Raw genomic sequence first — 17,249 nt, 5'->3', positions numbered from 1 at the left:
TCAGACGGGTTGTCCGACGGGGCGGATGACGACGGTGTTGACGTCGACGCCCTCCGGCTGCCCGATGGCCCACACGATGGAGTCGGCGATCTGGTCAGCCGTCAGCAGCAAGCCGTCGGGGAGGCTGCCGAGCCCGTCCCGGAAGGGCGTCTCGCACCGTAGATGTCGCCCGGCGTATGGACGAAGCCGGCGACACTGCCGATCAGGACGACCCGCCCACGCGTCTCGCGCAGCGCGGGCAGCGCCGCCCTGATCAGCAGGGCGGGGCCGAGCACATTGATCAGCGCCATCTCACGCAGGGAGGCTGTCCATGAATGAACTGACGGAGAACACGGCACGACCCGCGCCCGCGGGGCCGTATCCGGGCGGCGAGGACAGGCCGTACTCCTCCATGGTCGAGCGGTAGGCGTCGAGCAGCCTGATGTGGTATTCGAGCGGCGCACCGTCAGGGTTGGTCTTCCCCAGGGGTGTCGTGGGCTCGGGGCACCACGTGGTGAAGCGCGGGGTGATGCCGTGCGACATGAAGAAGCGCAGGCCTTCGGTGGTCGACGCGATGGCTTCGTCGACGGTCGTGAAACCGAAGGGCTCGGCCATCTCCACTCCCGCGACGAAGTTGGGGATCACGTTACGGGCGCCGAAGACATCGGCTGAATCGAGGATCCGGCGGTGCCACTCGTCGCGGCCCACGTAGCGTTCCTTGCCCGGGCAGTACAGCTCGAACAGACGGCGGTCCCACACCTCGTAGTTGGGGTGGTAGATCTGCACGCCGTAGTCGTGGAAGCGCTGGACGTCGGCCTTGGGAAGCGCCTGGGCGACGACCTTGCCGGTCCAGCGCCCGGGGAAGCGCTCCTCGATGGCCTTGGCGTACTGCCCGTAGAAGTCGGCCTCGTCCCGGCCCTGGATGTGCGAGGTGATGGCGCCACCGGTGAGTGTGTAGGCGGTGGTCGTCCGCGCGGTGTCGTGGCTGTCGATGATCTCGAGCGCCTCCAGGACCTCCTCCACGTCCTTCACGCCCGTGTAGGGGCGGCCCGCCGCCTTGTGCTGGCGCCAGTTGTGGTTGATGTCGCAGTACTGGCACTCCTCCTTGGCACCGAAGTACTGGCAGACGCGGAAGACCGTGAGGTAGATCAGATAGCCCCACTGGATGGTGGGCGCCACCTCCATGACGGACTTGCCGTTGGCGAGGGTGTGACGGTAGTACTCCGGCATCGGGGGCAGGCCTACGTCGGAGATCCGGATCCCGTCGAGATACAGGCCGAGGACACCGTCGGGTCCGGCTGCCACCCGGTACGGCGAGGCGGGGTTGACCCGCACCGACACCACCGTCCGGCGGAGGTCGTAGGGGCCTCCGGTGAGCACGATCTCCTCGGGCGGGCGGCGCAATGCGGCGGCTCCCAGCTCGGGCAGCGTGCTGTGGTCGAAGGAGAAGATGAAATACGACTTGGGTTTGATGTCCCCGTGCTCGTTGTCACTGAGCGCGGAGTCGTCGAACGCCATGCCGCCGCGAAGCAGGTCCTCCTTGAGGACGGCCTCTCTCGGCACGTGGGGGAACCGCTCCATGAGTTGCTCCACCAGACGCGTCCGCTCGCCGGTGGTGGAACGGGTGGGGCCTGGTTCGCTGGGGCTTGGCATGTGCGGGCTCCTCGGGTCCGGTGTCCTGAACGCTGTTGCGTGTACGCCACACTGTCCAACGAACCAGTAGCGCCGACCGTTCGCACATGATCCGTCCGGCTTGAGTGGAATTCCCCCGGCCGGCCGAGAACAAGGAGACCTCTCATGCCCCGCACCATGTCCGTATCGGACAGCATCCTGATCCGGGTGTCGCCGTCGGCCGTGTACGAAGAGCTGAGCGACCCCACCGCGATGGGACGCTGGAGTCCCGAGAACCGGGGCGCGAGGATACTCGGGGAGCGCCGAGGGGCCCATGTCGGCATGGTCTTCGAAGGGCGCAACAAGCGCGGCTCCTTCCGATGGACGACCAGGTGCACGGTGACGGCTGCCGACCCGGGCGAGCGGTTCGCCTTTCGCGTCCACGCGATCGGGGTGCGGCGCCCACGACTTCCGGGTGCCATCGCACTGTGGGAGTACCGCTTCGAGGCGGTCGACGGCTTCACCCGCGTCACGGAGACCTGGACGGACAACCGGCGGGCGTGGCCCGACTTCCTCGCCAACGCCTTCGACCGGGTCGCGACGCGTGGACATACGTTCGCGGAGTTCCAGCGCGGGAACATCCGGACCACGCTGGAGCGCCTCAAGGCTGCGCTGGAGCAGGACGGCTCGGAGGAGACCGACCGTGTGGAGAACGGGCCGCGCCGTGGGTGAGGCGTGAGGCCGGGCGGGACTTGCGCGTACAGACACGCTGAGCCTCGGAGAAGAACCCTGCTCTCGGAGGGCGGGCGTAAGCGGGTGAAGCCGACAGCGTCGCCGTGGATGCCCGGCGTGCACGGGAGCGGTCAGCGTGCTGCCATAGGCACCACCTCACCCGAGAGGGGCAGCCCCAGCCCCGCCACGGCCCGGGAGACGAGGCGGGCCATCTCGACGGCGCCCCGCTCCTGGAAGTGGGTGTCGTCCTGGACACCATTGGGGAAGTTCGGGTACTGCCCGGCGCCCAGCCACAGGAAGACCCCCTTGGACGCCTCCACACCGATCTCGTCAAGACGGGCACGGCTGGCCGCCGAAAGGTCGACCAGCGCCGCGCTCTCCTCCTGTGCCACCGCCTTCGCGGCGTCCACGTACGCCGGGAAGGAGACGTTGAACTTCCCGGTGGACGCGTTGTAGGAGCGCCGCGATACCGGAGTCACCACGACCGGTGTCGCTCCCAGCGCCCGGGTCGCGCGTATGTAGTCGTTTCGCAGGTACTCCTTGTAGTCGGCGGGCGGCGTGTACCGCTCGGCGTTGCCGACGGTCGCGTCGTTGTGCCCGAACTGGACGAAGAGGTAGTCGCCGGGCTTGATCACCTCGTGAATCGCGGCCAGCCGCCCCTGCTCGATGAAGGAGCGCGAACTGCGGCCGCCGATGGCACGATTGGCAACGGCGACGTTCGAGGTGAAGTACGAGGACAACTTCTGCCCCCAACCGGCCTGCGGGTAGTAGCCGGAGCTGTACGTCTGAGCGGTGGAGTCACTCGCGATGTAAAGGGTGCCGGTCGCCGCCGCGGCGCTCCCGGAGATGGCGGTGGAGGGGGCGGCGAACGCGCTGTCGGGAACGCCCAGCGCACCTAGGACGCCGGCGCCGAGCGCGCCCGCGGCACCGAGGAGGACGTGCCTGCGGCTGATGTCACTGACCACGGCTGTACGGCTCATCTGACCTTCTCTGCAGGAGATTTCAGGAATCGACGGAAAGCAGTGGCAGCAGACGAGGGAAAGGTTGCCGGGGGATTGAACCCGGGCGGGTGATTTGGTGCGCGGGACGGAGCTGGACACGTTTGGGAAGGCCCCCAGCAGGACCCTTCCGCTGCTGGGCGTCCCGGCGGGGATCGGGGCGTACCAGGCCCGCATGTACTGTTCGCTCACTGGTCGAGGCTCCCTGCCGGCCTGGGAGGGAAGTCGTCATGGGCATCGAACTGGAGCTGCACGCGGAGCGGCCGGCCCTTGACTGGGACCGGTCCAGGGCAACCTTGATCCGTGGGTCGTACGACCACGGTGATGCGCTGGCCGAGACGTTGCTCAACACGACTGAGGCCGAACACGGCAGTCTTGCCCGGGTGGATGCGTACGGAGACACTCTGTTCGACGGGCAGCAGGCGGAAGCCGCGCTGCTCCGGGCGCCCGCCCTGTCTCGGAACCATCCAAGCGAGCCCCGAACGGCCGCCGTTCGCGACCTCATGGAGATGCTGCAGGCATGTTCACGCACGCCCGGCAGCTATCTGTGGTTCGTCGGCGACTGATCCTCAGGTCGGTCCGGCGACTTCGTGAAGCCGAATGCCGAGCGCAGTGCGCCGCAGACCGCCTCCGAGAAGCCCGCGGTGCACGCCGGTCCCTACTGGCCCGCCGCGTTGAGCAGATCGAGCACGCTCTGCTGGCAGCCGTAGTCGCTCACACCGTTGCCGCCGTTCCAATGCGGACCGTACTGGTCGAGGGAATTGCGATTCCTGGAGTAGGCGGCGTCGGCCCACCGGTCCAGCGTCGCGGCGTAGGGGTGGTCCGCCAGCTGGGCGTCGAGCCTGCCGAGACCACGGACGTACGCACCCTTGAAGGAAGGGCCGTCGCCGGTACAGTCGTCGGACTCCCCCGGTTCGCGCAGTACGCCGTCCGTCTGGAGCCGTGTGGTGGACGCGTCGGCCAGCTGACGGGCGACAGTCAGCAGACCGTCGTCACCCGTGGCCCGGTGCAACTCGCTGAGACCACCGAGCACGACGCCCTGGTTGTACGTCCACGTGGTCTGACCGTTGTTGGCGCACGCGTCGGTGAGACCGTCGTTGATCATGTGGTCACCATTGATCATCCGCTCTGCTGGAACCACGACCATTCCTTCTTCGCCCGTTCCAGATAGACACTGTCGCCGGAAATCCTGTTGTGGAGTGCCGCGTTGAGCTGGAGGAACAATTCGTTGGTGATCGCGTTCTTGTAGGTCTTCGTCTCGTTCCACAGCACTCCGCCGCCGCAGGTGCCGGTCCAGTAGGCGTTCATGTGGTCCGCATCGGCACGCGCCGTGTCCAGGTACCGCGTGTCGCCGGTCGCGTCGTACGCGGCGATCCACGCCAGACCCCACCAGCCGGTGTCGTCCAGGTAGTCGTTGGTGAAGTTGCCGCCCTGGGCACCGATGTTCTTGTCGTACGTCGAGGCGATCGCGTACCGGTAGCTCGGCATCCCGCTCACGCGCGCGTTGTCCAGGACGGCCGTCAGCGCGTTGGCACCCGTCCACCAGCCGTTACCGCCGAAGAGGCCGGTGCCCCGGTCGTACGACATCATCAGCGCGGTCGCGGCGGCGGTGCCCCGGCTCCAGGCGTTCCAGTCCGTGCGGGCCCAGCCGGTGCAGCTGATCTCCGAGCGGTCGCCGGCCTTGCCGCACGCCCGCAGCGCCCCGACGCCGGCGGTGTTCCAGTCGTCCACGTTGTACATCTGGGTCCGTTGGCCGCGCGAGCCCGAGGGGGTCTTCGTCGCACCGAGCCTGCTGCCCGACGCCCAAGTCCGGCCGCCGTCGAAGCTCCGGTCCAGCCAGACCTCGTCGCCCGCGTCGCCGTCGTCGATCGAGGCCCAACCCATGACATCGTTGTCTGAGACATGCAGTCGGATGGTGCGTCCGTAGACGGCACTGACTACGGGAACGCGTTCGGAAGTCGCCGCGGCGGGGTCGCGGGCGTCGCACTGCTTGTTGCAGACCTCCGCCGCCGCAGCCGACCCGCTTTGCGCGGCAGACACCGGCAAAGCGGTGAGGAGCAGGGAGGGAAGGAGTGACAGCGCGACCGCTGTCCAGCCTCTTGGGGATACGGACATGCGGACATCTCCTTGAAGGTGTGGGGAACCCTCCGGCACCGGTCCGTTTCGCGCACGGAACCGTCACCTGCCAGCCGACCCGATTATCAAGTACATGTCAATGCATCCGCGTCGGGGAAAGGAGGCGGAACCGCACGCCGTCCGGCTGGGAACGCGCACGTTTCCAGGACCTCGCGGTGCCGGGGCCGATACCGCCGGCTGCTCAGGCTGTGCCGGGCCTGCCCGCCGCCCAGTGCGCAGGCCGGGTCAGGGAATCCGGCAGCTTCGTGGCGGTGTTCCCCTTCGCCGCGTTCAGCTGTGCCTGGGTGAGGAAGAGAGCGCCGGTGAGGTCGGCGTCGGACAGGTCGGCGTCACGGAAGTCGGCGCCGATGAGCTCCGCCCGGCGCAGATCCGCTCCGCGCAGGTCGGCAGCGATCAGGTACGCCCCCCGGAGTTCGGCTCCGCGCAGGTCGGCGCCTTTGAGCCTGGCTCCGATGAGGTCGGCACCCCGTTGGCTGCGCTTCCTGCGCCGGGGAACCGTGGCGCGCTCGAGTTCACCGGCGCGCAGCAGCAGGGCGGCGACCCTGTCGCGGTGTGCGGACACGTCCAGATCCGCGAGTTCGTCGGCGGGCAGGTTGGTGAGGTGTTCGGTGGTGCCGAGGGCGTCGCGGAGGTCGGCGTGCATGCGCTCCGCAGCCGGCAGAGTGAGGGCTTCGGTCAGGTACCAGAGCAGTTCGTGGAGCTGCCTCATCACGGGAAAGACCTGGAACATCTGCTGCGCGGTGTCCGCGGCCGACCGCCAGTCGTGGCCGCCATAGGTTTCTTGCGAGACCTTCTGGCCGGCGCCGAAGCAGTCGTACACGGTGCAGCCGGAGAAGCCTTCGGGCCGCAGCCGGTTGTGGATGCCGCAGCGGAAGTCGTCCGCCAGATTGGGACAGGGGGTCCCCGCGTCCTTGTTGATCGCGAAGTCCGCCGACGCGGTCAGCGTAAGCGCGACACAGCAGAGTCCGAAGCAGTTCGTGCAGTCGGCGCGCAGCGCGGCCCGTTGGGTCAACGGTACGGGGGTCGGGTCGTCGTCGGGCACGTGCCTGATTCCTCCTGTGTACGGTATCCGCCAAGCTTACGGGCGTGTACGGAGCCGACGGGGCGGCCTCTGTCAGTGGGCGGGCGCACACTTGGCCGCAGAACTCTGCACCGGTGAAGGGGGCATGACGTGAGCGCGTCGCAGGAGAGGGGATTCGAGCCCGCGACCGGCGACGGACCCGCGATCCCGGAAGCCGCCGGGGCGCGTGCCGCGGAGGTACGGACCGCCTTCGAAGGGATGCTTCAGATCAGACGGCTGACCCGTGCGGACGGCGCCGATCCGGAGGGTGTTCCGGCTCCGTGGGAGCTGCACCGGCCGCTCCGCGCCGTGGCATTGGCGCTGGAGGCCGCCGGGATACCCCCGTCGGCGGTCGGCGTGTCCGGGGAGCGGACCGCCTCGGGCTACCGCGTGTGCGAGGGCGGGGCGCCCGGATCGGTACGGGTCGAGTGGGCCGGCCCGCCGGGCAGTGGAGCGGCACACGACGAGGAGGAGGCACTGACCCGGTGTGTCACGGTGCTGCGGCGGCTGGGCTGGACGGCGCTGCTGTACCGCGGGCCGCGCCGACGGCGCTTCATCGAGGTCGAACCACCGCCCGCGGCCCGTTCCTGAGGAGTCTTCCGCAGCCGCCGCGAGGGCGTTGTCAGACCCATGAGGGATGCTTGACGGTCCGACACCTCTGACCGGGAGATGCTGACATGCACCAAGCCGAAATCGCCGCGGCCCAGGCGTACGTCCGTTTACTGGCTGCCACGCGCGCCGCGCTCGCCGACCCGGCCGAAGCCCCTCTGTACATGCCGTTGCTCGCCTCCCCGATCGAGGAGGCCGACGAGGCTCTGCGGAGCGCCGGCCTCGCGGGCAACGAGGACAGGCTCTTCGCTCTCGTACGGAAGCTTCAGCCGAGCCTGACGGGTTCCGATCGCTGACAGGTTCCGATCGCTACCGGTCTCCGGCCGCCGACCGGCCCCGGTCGCGTCGGGTGTCTCGCTCCTGGGATGGGGCGTCCGGCTGTGTGGCCGGGCGCCCCTCGGAGTCACCCACCGGGGAGGGCCGTCGGCTACTGCTCGCTGTACATGAGCGAGCCGGGAGTGGTGAGCAGCTCCCCGGTCTCCAGCCAGGTCTTCAGGCCGGAGAGGATCATCGGCCAACCGCCGTACAGCTCCTCGTTGGCACCCTCGCGGAGTTCGTCGTGGGTGACGGTCAGCCGGCAGGAGTCGCCGATGGGCTCGATCTCCCAGGTGATGCGGGTCGGCCCCTCGCTCCTCACCTCGTCGCTCCAGAGCGCCACCATGCTCTGGACGAGCTTGCGCGGCGGGTCGACCTCCAGATTGTGCCCCTCGCCCAGCGGGCCGGGAGCGCCGGGAGCGCTCATCTCGAAGCGTGAGCCCTGGGTCCAGTCCGAAGTGACACGGGCGCCGAAGTTGTACTTGCTTCTGATCTCAGGATCGGTAATCGCCTCCCAGAGACGCTCGGGAGTGGTGCGGATGTAGATCTCGAAGACCTTCTCCATGGGATTCTCCAGTCGGCTCTTGAGGTCGCTGAGCCCGGCTGCCCAGGGCTCGGCGTACTTGCTCACCCACCGGTCGTGGACGAGCCGGATGGGCACCGGGTTCAGGAAGTGGAGCTTCTCCCGCCCCCGCCGTCGCGTGACGACCAGGCCCGCCGCCTCCAGCAGTTTGAGGTGCTTCATCACCGCGAACCGCGTGATCTCGAAGCGAGCCTCCAGCGCACTCAGTGTCTGCCCGTCTTCACGGAACAGCTCGTCGAGCAGACTGCGCCGCGTCGGGTCGGCCAGAGCTTTGAACACCGCGTCCATACAGCCAAGATATGTGACCTTTTGGTCACCTGTCAATGCGGCAGATTGACGGGAAGCCGTTCACGGGAGGCGATGAATTGATTCAAATCCAGAAGAAACTTGACTAGCTGCTTGACGAGCAGCAGTGCCCAAACCTAGCGTACGTTCCGGATGAAACGATTCACATCCCCGATCCTGACCGGTCGCCGGATGACTCTGCTTACGAGGTGTTCATGTCTGATGTGTCGGCCGTCAAGGCAGCTCTGAAGTCTCAGGTCATCGAGACGCCCTCCTGGGGTTACGGCAACTCCGGAACCCGTTTCAAGGTTTTCGCCCAGCCCGGTGTCCCGCGCGACCCGTTCGAGAAGCTGGCGGACGCGGCGCAGGTGCACGCCCACACCGGGGTCGCCCCGAAGGTGTCGCTGCACATTCCGTGGGACAGGGTGGAGGACTACACGGCACTGACCCGGTACGCCGAAGAGCTCGGGCTACGGATCGGTGCGATCAACTCCAATGTCTTCCAGGACGACGACTTCAAGCTGGGCTCGGTGACCCACCCGGACCCGAAGGTCCGCCGCAAGGCCACCGATCACCTGCTCGAGTGCGTCGACATCATGGACGCCACCGGCTCGCCCGACCTCAAACTGTGGTTCTCGGACGGCACCAACTACCCGGGCCAGGACGACATCGTGGGCCGCCAGGACCGCTTGGCGGAGGCGCTCGCCGAGGTCTACGAGCGGCTCGGCGACGACCAGCGGATGCTGTTGGAGTACAAGCTCTTCGAGCCCGCGTTCTACACCACCGACGTCCCGGACTGGGGCACCTCGTACGCCCATTGCCTCAAGCTCGGGCCCAAGGCCCAGGTCGTCGTCGACACCGGCCATCACGCACCGGGCACCAATATCGAGTTCATCGTGGCCTTCCTGCTGCGTGAGGGGAAGCTCGGCGCGTTCGACTTCAACTCCCGTTTCTACGCCGACGACGACCTGATGGCGGGAGCCGCCGACCCGTTCCAGCTGTTCCGGATCATGCATGAGGTGGTCAAGAACGGCGGCCTCGAGGCCGAGACCAACGTCAACTTCATGCTCGACCAGTGCCACAACATCGAGGCCAAGATCCCGGCCGTCATCCGCTCGGTCACCAATGTCCAGGAGGCGACCGCGAAGGCACTGCTGATCGACGCCGAGGCATTGGCAGAGGCTCAGCGCTCGGGCGATGTCCTCGCATCCAACGGAGTGCTCATGGACGCGTTCAACACGGACGTACGGCCGCTGCTCGCCGAGGTCCGCGAGGAACTCGGTCTGGCACGGGACCCGTTCGCGGCCTACCTCGCCTCCGGCAACCAGGAGCGCATCGCCGCCGACCGCGTCGGCGGAGAGCAGGCGGGCTGGGGCGCCTGAGCCCCGCTCCCCCGCGCCTTCATACGCCCAGCCGCACCCGCCCGCCCCCTCTTCTCGAAGGAACCCTCATGACGTCCGCGACGCACGCCGAAGTCGCCGCGCTCCTGGAGCGCGCCCACCGGATCGGCTCCGACCCCCGCAACACCAACTACGCCGGTGGCAACGCCTCGGCCAAGGCGACGGAGACCGACCCGGTCACCGGTGGCGAGGCCGAACTCCTCTGGGTCAAGGGCTCGGGCGGCGACCTCGGCACGCTGACCGAGGCCGGTCTCGCCGTGCTGCGACTGGACCGGGTGCGAGCGCTCAAGGACGTGTACCCGGGGGTGGAGCGCGAGGACGAGATGGTCTCCGCGTTCGACTACTGCCTGCACGGCAAGGGGGGCGCCGCCCCGTCGATCGACACCGCGATGCACGCCCTGGTCGAGGCCGCGCATGTCGACCATCTGCACCCGGACTCCGGGATCGCGCTGGCGTGCGCGGCCGACGGCGAGAAACTGACCGCCGAGTGCTTCGGCGACAAGGTGGCCTGGGTCGGCTGGCGCCGGCCCGGCTTCCAGCTGGGACTCGACATCGCCGCCGTCAAGGAGGCCAATCCGCAGGCGGTCGGTGTGATCCTGGGCGGTCACGGCATCACCGCCTGGGGCGACACCTCCGAGGAGTGTGAGCGCAACGCCCTCTGGATGATCCGTACCGCGGAGACGTTCCTCGAGGAGCACGGTAGGGCCGAGCCCTTCGGTGCCGTCCTCCCGGGCCGGGAGGCCCTGGACGAGGAGGCGCGCCGGGAGCGGGCCGCGGCCCTCGCTCCGGTGATCCGCGGGCTGGCGTCCACGGACCGCCCCCAGGTGGGGCACTTCACCGACGCGGCGCCCGTACTGGACTTCCTCTCGCGCGCCGAACACCCCCGTCTCGCCGCTCTCGGCACGTCCTGCCCGGACCACTTCCTCCGTACGAAGGTCAGCCCCCTGGTCCTCGATCTGCCGGCCGACGCACCGCTGGAGGAGGCGGTGGCCCGGCTCGGCGCGCTCCACGAGGAGTACCGGGCGGCGTACCGCGCGTACTACGAACGCCATGCGGCACCCGACTCGCCCGCGATGCGCGGAGCGGACCCGGCGATCGTGCTGGTGCCCGGTGTCGGCATGTTCTCGTTCGGCAAGGACAAGCAGACCGCCCGGGTCGCCGGGGAGTTCTACCTCAACGCCATCAATGTGATGCGCGGCGCCGAGGCCGTCTCCACGTATGCGCCGATCGAGGAGTCCGAGAAGTTCCGCATCGAGTACTGGGAGCTGGAGGAGGCCAAGCTCCGGCGGATGCCGAAGCCGAAGGCACTGGCCACGCGGGTCGCGCTCGTCACCGGCGCCGGGTCGGGCATCGGCAAGGCCATCGCGCACCGGCTCGTCGCGGAGGGCGCGTGTGTCGTCGTCGCGGACCTGAACACCGTGAACGCGGCGGCTGTCGCCGAGGAGCTCGGCGGTCCGGACAAGGCCGTCGCGGTGACGGTGGACGTCACGTCCGAGGAGCAGATCGTCGATGCGTTCAAGGCCGCCGCACTGGCCTTCGGCGGCGTGGACCTGGTCGTGAACAACGCCGGGATCTCCATCTCCAAGCCTCTGCTGGAGACTTCCGCCCGGGACTGGGACCTCCAGCACGACATCATGGCGCGCGGTTCGTTCCTGGTGTCCCGCGAGGCGGCGCGGGTGATGCAGGCCCAGAATCTCGGCGGCGACATCATCTACATCGCGTCCAAGAACGCCGTGTTCGCGGGCCCGAACAACATCGCGTACTCGGCCACCAAGGCCGACCAGGCGCACCAGGTGCGCCTGCTGGCGGCCGAGCTCGGCGAGCACGGGATCCGGGTCAACGGAGTCAACCCGGACGGGGTCGTGCGTGGCTCCGGCATCTTCGCCGCGGGCTGGGGAGCCCAGCGCGCGGCGACGTACGGCATCGAGGAGGAGAAGCTGGGAGAGTTCTATGCCCAACGTACGATCCTCAAGCGGGAGGTGCTCCCGGAGCATGTCGCCAACGCCGTCTACGCACTGACAGGTGGGGACCTCACCCACACCACCGGCCTCCACATTCCCGTCGACGCCGGAGTGGCAGCGGCGTTCCTGCGCTGACCATGTGCCACCCTGCCGCGCCCCGGACGCTGTTCCTTGAAAGACCGGGGCGCGGCTTCGCCCGGATCGGATGAGATTTTCCATGCCTGCGACTTCACGACACGACCCGGTGTTCGCCGCGGTGGACCTGGGCGCCACCAGCGGCCGGGTGATCACCGGCAGGGTCGGCGCCGACGAACTGGTGCTGACCGAGGCGCACCGCTTCGCCAATACGCCGGTCCGGCTCCCCGACGGGCTCCACTGGGACGTACTCGCCCTGTACCAGGGCATGCTGGACGGGCTGCGCGTGGCGGCGCGCAGTGGCCCCGTCGCCTCCGTGGGAATCGACACCTGGGCCGTGGACTACGGCCTCCTGGACTCCGACGGGTCACTCCTCGGCCTTCCGTTCCACTACCGCGACGGGCGTAACGCCGCCGCTGCCGAGGAGGTCATGGCCCGCTTCGACGCGCAGGAGCTGTACGACATCGGCGGACTGCAGCATCTGCCGTTCAACACGGTCTTCCAGCTGGCCGCCCACCGTTCCACGGCTCAGTGGCCGACGGCCCGGACGCTGCTGCTGATGCCCGATCTGCTGGTGTACTGGCTGACGGGGTCGGTCGGTGCGGAGGTGACCAACGCGTCGACGACCGGTCTGTTCGACGCGCGTACCGGCGGCTGGTCCGATGCGCTGATGGAGCGGCTGGGGCTGAACCGTTCGCTGTTCCCCGCCTTGCGCGAACCGGGCGCGCGTGCGGGCACCCTGCTCCCGCACGTGGCAGGGTTCACCGGTCTTCCCGGGGACACGCCGGTGACGACCGTTGCCTCGCACGACACCGCGTCGGCCGTGGCCGCGGTCCCCGCCACCGAACCGGGGTTCGCGTACGTGTCGTGCGGTACCTGGTCGTTGGCCGGTCTCGAACTGGACGCGCCGGTGCTGACGGAGGAGTCGAGGGCCGCGAACTTCACCAACGAACGCGGCGTGGACGGCACGGTGCGCTATCTCCGCAACATCATGGGGATGTGGCTGCTGGAGGAGTGCCGTCGCACGTGGGAGCACGACGGTACGTCGACGAGCCTCGCGGGTCTTCTCGCGGACGCGGCCCGTGCCCGGCCGTTCGCCGCCGTGATCGACCCGGACGATCCGGTGTTCCTGGCACCGGGTGACATGCCGTCCCGGATCGACACCGCCCTCGTCCGGACCGGACAGGCGGCCCCGGAGGGCCCCGGCGGATATGTGCGGTGCGTCCTGGAGAGCCTGGCGCTGGCCCATCGCAGGACACTGCGCGAGGCTGCGGAGCTCGCGGGCAGGGAGCTGACACGGATCCATCTGGTCGGCGGCGGTTCGCGCAACGAGCTCCTGTGCCAGTGGACCGCCGACGCCACCGGTCTGCCGGTCACCGCGGGGCCCGCGGAGGCCACCGCGCTCGGCAATGTGCTGCTCCAGGCGCGGGCCCACGGGCTGGTGGGCGGGCTGACGGAGATGCGAGGCCTGGTCGCACGAACCCAGGAACTGCGCCACTACACACCGCAGGGCGATCCGGGGGCCTGGGACCGGGCCGCGGACCGGCTGGCGGCACGCGTATAGCCGGAGCCCCCGGGGCTCTCCGCCGGCGCGGGAGGCTGGGCCCACGGGGGTCTCGCGCACGGCCGGCGGGATCCAGGAAGCGCGTCCGCGGGCTCCGGACGAAGTCCAGGAAGCTCAGCCACGGGCCCGACCGGGAAACTCAGGGCCCGGCTGGTCTCCATGGCCGCCGAACAGGGCCCGGTGAGCATCGCAGTCGACCCCGCTCGCACCTCGATGTGGGGTGGGCAGCACTGGCAGAAGCCGCTGGTCACCCCGCACGCCGAATGTCCCGTCACGATGCCGCCGGTATCGCTGTCGGGCGACTCTCCCTCGGACACCCGATCCGGCGACGGACGGCACCGCCGCCACACGACCGGAGAGATCGTGCGGGGCATCGGACCGCCCGGGCCGGACGGTCAGATCGCGGACAGGCCCAGTTCCTGGTCGCCGAGCGGCTCGAAGTGGCGGGCGACCTCGGCGGCGGTGACGTCACCGGTCTCGGCGGGGCTCCATCGCGGGGTGCGGTCCTTGTCGATGATCCGGGCACGTACGCCCTCCATCAGGTCATGTCCGGTGAAGGCCCGGCAGGAGACACGGAACTCCTGGTCGAGGGCGGCTTCGAGAGTGCTGAGCCGCCCGGCACGGCGTACGGCGGCCAGAGTGACCTTGAGCGCGGTCGGTGATGCGGTGAGGAGCGCGGCGGCGGTCTCCTTCGCTGCGGGCTCGCCGCTGTTCACCAGCCGGTCGATGATCTCCTCGACGGTGTCGGCGGCGTAGCAGTCGTCGATCCACACGCGGTGCGCGGCCAGTTCCCCTTCCGGCGCGTCGGTCGCGTACCGCAGCACGGTGTCCGTGACCTCGGCAGGTGTCGCGCTACGCGCGAGCTCGGTGGTGAGGTCGGCTAGGCGGTGAGACGGGACGAAGTGGTCCGCCAGCCCGCACATGATGGCATCGGCCGCCTCGACCGCCCGGCCGGTGAGTGCGAGGTGGGTGCCGAGCTCGCCCGGTGCCGCGGCCAGCAGGTAGGTGCCCCCCACATCGGGAACGAAGCCGATGCCGGTTTCGGGCATCGCGACACGTGAACGCTCGGTGACGATACGCACGTCGCCGTGGGCCGATACGCCCACCCCTCCGCCCATCACGATGCCGTCCATGAGGGCCACGTACGGCTTCGGGAATCGGGCGATCCGGGCGTTGAGGCGGTACTCGTCACGCCAGAAGTCCACGGAGGCACGACGGCCCGCGCGGGCGTCCTCGTAGATCGACCGGATGTCGCCGCCCGCGCAGAGGCCCCGACCACCGGCTCCGCCGATCACGACGGCGGTGACCGCGTCGTCGTCCGCGGCCCGGGTGAGAGCTTCGTCGATTCCGCGCACCATGGTGTGGGTGAGCGCGTTCAGGGCCCGCGGCCGGTTGAGGGTGATGTGCAGGATGTGGCCCTCGGTGTGCAGCAGGACGGGCTCGTCATGGTTCATGTGTGCGCTCCGGTCAGCCGTGGACGATCTCTGGGTGCCATTCTGCGACGGGTGTCACGGGGCTCCGGCGCCGGGTCTCCTGCTGATACCGCTGTGGCACTCCCGCATCACGGGCTCGACAATTGAGATCTACGGGCCGCGACGTCCAGCAGCCCCGCCGGACGACCTCCGGAGCAGGCATGACCGACTCTTCACGGCGAGCAGACGACGACGCAGCATGGCGGCTCCCGCTCGTACGGCGACGCGCCGGCGAGACGGGGACTGCTGAGCGCCTCGCCCTGAACCGGACCGGCAGCTTCGAGTGGGATCTGGACGCCCGGACCGTGGACGTCGACGAAGCCGGGCTGCTGGTCTTCGGCCTGGATTCCGCGAGCCTGGAGGAGTCGCCGTCGGCTGTGTTCGACCGGCTGGACGTGACGGACCGGGCGCGCCTGGAGACCACCATCGACGAGGCGGTCTCCGGCGGGAGCAGCTCCTACAGCGTCCACTTCCAGGTGCCCCTGGAGGACGGGACCCGCCAGTGGACGCACGTCCAGGCGCGGATCCTGCGGTCCGAGGACGGCCGGGCGCACCGTGTCATCGGTGTGGTGCGGGATGCGACGGCCGAGGTCACCCATTCGGCCTTCGTCCTGGATCTGGAAAAGCGGCGCCGCCGCCAGACCAGCATCGTCGAGCGCACCACCGCCGCGATGTCACGCGCGGTGACCGTGGACGACGTCACCGCCGCGCTCACGGGCCCGGGCGGCCTGGTCGGGATCGGTGCGGACGGGCTGGCGCTGGGGCTGGTGGAGAATTCCGTCCTCAAGATCATCGCACTGAGCGGTGACTCGGTGGAGGTTCTGGAGGGGCTGGGCTCGGGGCAGCTGGATGCGACGCTCCCCCTCGGGGACACGATCCTCAGCGGGCGCCCTCGGTTCATCACCTCACTCGGCTCACTGATCCGGCGCTATCCGGTGCTCGAACCGCACATCGGCGAGCTGAAGTTCCGTGCGGTCGCGTACCTTCCGCTGATAGCTCAGGCGCGCTCACTGGGCGGACTCGCCCTCTTCTACCGCGAACGCACGGCGTTCAGCGCGGACGAGAGGATCCTGTGTCTGGGGCTGGCCGCCATCGTGGCCCAGTCGCTGCAGCGGGCGATCCTCTTCGACGAGGAACGCGAATTCGCCACCGGGCTCCAGTCGGCGATGCTCCCCCGGCGCATCCAGGAGATCGAGGGCGGCGAGATCGCGGTCCGCTACCACGCCGCGTGGAGCGGGCGCGAGGTCGGCGGCGACTGGTACGACGTGATCACACTTCCGAGAGGCCGAATCGGCGTCGCGGTCGGTGATGTGCAGGGACACGACACCCACGCCGCAGCGATCATGGGCCAGCTGCGGATCGCCCTTCGCGCGTACGCGGCCGAGGGGCACCCCCCGGCGACCGTACTCGCGCGGGCGTCCCGCTTCCTCGCGGAGCTGGACACCGACCGGTTCGCGACGTCGACGTACGCGCAGGTGGACCTCGCCACGGGAGCGGTGCGCGTGGCGCGCGCCGGACACTTCGGGCCACTGATCAGGCACACCGACGGGCGGGTCGGTGTGCCGCAGGTGCGCGGGGGTCTGCCACTCGGGATCTCCTCGGACTTCCGGGACGAGGAGTATCCGGAGACCCGTCTCGACCTGGTGCCCGGCGAGACCCTCGTCCTGTACACCGATGGGCTCGTCGAGGAACCGGGTGCCGATGTCGACACGGGTGTCGCCGCGCTGATCCACGAGGTGAGCGACGGGCCCGATGGTGCCGAGGCGCTGGCGGACCATTTGTCGGACCGGCTGTGGGAGCGGTGGGGTTCGGGTGACGACGTGGCTCTGCTGGTCCTGCGGCGCAGCCCGGATCTCGGGTCGCCGCAGGCTCCCCGGCTGCACCAGTACATCCATCAGGCGGACCCGCAGGGACTCTCGGAGGCCCGGTCGATCGTGCGTCAGGCGCTGACGGACTGGGGCCTGGCCGGCCTGGCCGACGATGCCGAGCTGGTCACCGGGGAGTTGCTGGTCAATGTGCTGCTGCATACCGAGGGCGGGGCGGTGCTGACGCTGGAGGTGCTGCCGGAACCCGTTCGGCACATCAGGCTGTCGGTCCAGGACCGCTCGAGTGTCTGGCCGCGACGCCGCACTCCGGGCGAGACGTCGACCTCCGGGCGCGGTCTGCTGCTTCTCGACGCGGTCGCCGAACGCTGGGGCATCGAGCCCCGGGGGGAGGGCAAAGCCGTCTGGTGCGAGATCGGCCCCGCCTCCTGAATCCGGCTGCGGCTGCGGTGGGACGACACGAGGTGGCACCGCAACGGAGTCGATGTGGTGGAACGCCGCGGGGGCGCGCCACAGCGGAGTTGATGCGGGGGAACGCCGCGGGGGCGCGCCACACCGGAGTTGATGCGGGGGAACGCCGCGGGGG

The 17,249-nt window shown here is 69.3% G+C and carries 13 protein-coding genes and 3 pseudogenes; 9 read left to right on the top strand and 7 right to left on the bottom strand.

Translation table 11 applies throughout. The features are described from left to right. Together ACFWFI_RS28280 and ACFWFI_RS28275 are read right to left on the bottom strand one after the other, a co-directional pair. Nucleotides 1-305, bottom strand: a pseudogene (locus ACFWFI_RS28280) (short-chain dehydrogenase); the annotation flags it as partial. After that, entirely contained in the window at nucleotides 292-1,632 is a 1,341-nt protein-coding gene (locus tag ACFWFI_RS28275; RefSeq protein ID WP_387395357.1) for a radical SAM protein, read from the bottom strand. The pseudogene ACFWFI_RS28280 and the gene ACFWFI_RS28275, both read right to left, overlap by 14 nt. A 144-nt stretch (nucleotides 1,633-1,776) precedes the next feature. Between ACFWFI_RS28275 and ACFWFI_RS28270 the strand changes: the two genes are divergently transcribed. After that, on the top strand, nucleotides 1,777-2,322 hold the full coding sequence (locus tag ACFWFI_RS28270; protein ID WP_387395354.1) for an SRPBCC family protein: 546 nt from the start codon (nucleotides 1,777-1,779) through the stop codon (nucleotides 2,320-2,322). A gap of 131 nt (nucleotides 2,323-2,453) precedes the next feature. Here ACFWFI_RS28270 and ACFWFI_RS28265 read toward each other — a convergent pair whose 3' ends face one another. Further along, nucleotides 2,454-3,302 carry a rhamnogalacturonan acetylesterase gene (locus ACFWFI_RS28265; RefSeq protein WP_387395352.1) on the bottom strand — a complete coding sequence of 283 codons (849 nt, stop codon included), beginning with the start codon at nucleotides 3,300-3,302 and terminating at the stop codon, nucleotides 2,454-2,456. Nucleotides 3,303-3,550: 248 nt separating this feature from the next. Here ACFWFI_RS28265 and ACFWFI_RS28260 point away from each other — a divergent pair, with 248 nt between their 5' ends. Continuing rightward, on the top strand, nucleotides 3,551-3,886 hold the full coding sequence (locus ACFWFI_RS28260; protein ID WP_387395349.1) for a hypothetical protein: 336 nt from the start codon (nucleotides 3,551-3,553) through the stop codon (nucleotides 3,884-3,886). A 92-nt stretch (nucleotides 3,887-3,978) separates the two neighbouring features. On the opposite strand, the pseudogene ACFWFI_RS28255 reads toward ACFWFI_RS28260, so the two are convergent. Together ACFWFI_RS28255 and ACFWFI_RS28250 are read right to left on the bottom strand one after the other, a co-directional pair. Further along, a pseudogene (locus ACFWFI_RS28255) lies at nucleotides 3,979-5,435 on the bottom strand (glycoside hydrolase family 76 protein). A 202-nt stretch (nucleotides 5,436-5,637) separates the two neighbouring features. Further along, on the bottom strand, nucleotides 5,638-6,498 hold the full coding sequence (locus ACFWFI_RS28250) for a pentapeptide repeat-containing protein (protein ID WP_387395347.1): 861 nt from the start codon (nucleotides 6,496-6,498) through the stop codon (nucleotides 5,638-5,640). A gap of 129 nt (nucleotides 6,499-6,627) precedes the next feature. On the opposite strand from ACFWFI_RS28250, the gene ACFWFI_RS28245 reads away from it, so the two are divergent. Together ACFWFI_RS28245 and ACFWFI_RS28240 are read left to right on the top strand one after the other, a co-directional pair. Then, entirely contained in the window at nucleotides 6,628-7,107 is a 480-nt protein-coding gene (locus ACFWFI_RS28245; protein ID WP_387395345.1) for a hypothetical protein, read from the top strand. A gap of 86 nt (nucleotides 7,108-7,193) precedes the next feature. After that, nucleotides 7,194-7,421: a hypothetical protein gene (locus tag ACFWFI_RS28240; protein ID WP_387395342.1), complete on the top strand. Its 228-nt coding sequence runs from the start codon at nucleotides 7,194-7,196 to the stop codon at nucleotides 7,419-7,421. A 131-nt stretch (nucleotides 7,422-7,552) separates the two neighbouring features. On the opposite strand, the gene ACFWFI_RS28235 is transcribed toward ACFWFI_RS28240, so the two are convergent. Continuing rightward, entirely contained in the window at nucleotides 7,553-8,311 is a 759-nt protein-coding gene (locus ACFWFI_RS28235) for an ArsR/SmtB family transcription factor (RefSeq protein ID WP_387395340.1), read from the bottom strand. Between the two features lie 212 nt (nucleotides 8,312-8,523). Between ACFWFI_RS28235 and rhaI the strand changes: the two genes are divergently transcribed. From rhaI to ACFWFI_RS28215, 4 genes and pseudogenes are all read left to right on the top strand, one after another. Then, nucleotides 8,524-9,690, top strand: coding sequence for an L-rhamnose isomerase (gene rhaI / locus ACFWFI_RS28230; protein WP_387395338.1), 1,167 nt, complete (start codon nucleotides 8,524-8,526; stop codon nucleotides 9,688-9,690). A gap of 68 nt (nucleotides 9,691-9,758) precedes the next feature. After that, nucleotides 9,759-11,804 (top strand): bifunctional aldolase/short-chain dehydrogenase, encoded by a 2,046-nt coding sequence (locus tag ACFWFI_RS28225; protein ID WP_387395336.1) that lies wholly within the window; start codon nucleotides 9,759-9,761, stop codon nucleotides 11,802-11,804. Between the two features lie 82 nt (nucleotides 11,805-11,886). After that, nucleotides 11,887-13,368 carry a rhamnulokinase gene (locus ACFWFI_RS28220; protein ID WP_387395333.1) on the top strand — a complete coding sequence of 494 codons (1,482 nt, stop codon included), beginning with the start codon at nucleotides 11,887-11,889 and terminating at the stop codon, nucleotides 13,366-13,368. 126 nt (nucleotides 13,369-13,494) lie between these two features. Next, nucleotides 13,495-13,784, top strand: a pseudogene (locus tag ACFWFI_RS28215) (IS200/IS605 family accessory protein TnpB-related protein); the annotation flags it as partial. Here ACFWFI_RS28215 and ACFWFI_RS28210 read toward each other — a convergent pair. After that, nucleotides 13,764-14,822: an enoyl-CoA hydratase/isomerase family protein gene (locus ACFWFI_RS28210; RefSeq protein WP_387395331.1), complete on the bottom strand. Its 1,059-nt coding sequence runs from the start codon at nucleotides 14,820-14,822 to the stop codon at nucleotides 13,764-13,766. The pseudogene ACFWFI_RS28215 and the gene ACFWFI_RS28210 sit on opposite strands and share 21 nt — an antisense overlap. A 179-nt stretch (nucleotides 14,823-15,001) precedes the next feature. Here ACFWFI_RS28210 and ACFWFI_RS28205 point away from each other — a divergent pair, with 179 nt between their 5' ends. Beyond that, nucleotides 15,002-17,095: a SpoIIE family protein phosphatase gene (locus ACFWFI_RS28205; protein ID WP_387395328.1), complete on the top strand. Its 2,094-nt coding sequence runs from the start codon at nucleotides 15,002-15,004 to the stop codon at nucleotides 17,093-17,095. Nucleotides 17,096-17,249 lie beyond the last annotated feature (154 nt).

This window comes from Streptomyces sp. NPDC060209 (assembly GCF_042728155.1).
In the GTDB taxonomy this organism is placed as follows: Bacteria; Actinomycetota; Actinomycetes; order Streptomycetales; family Streptomycetaceae; genus Streptomyces.
The sequence above is the reverse complement of the archived record's forward strand: the minus strand, read 5'-3'. Positions and strand labels throughout refer to the sequence as shown.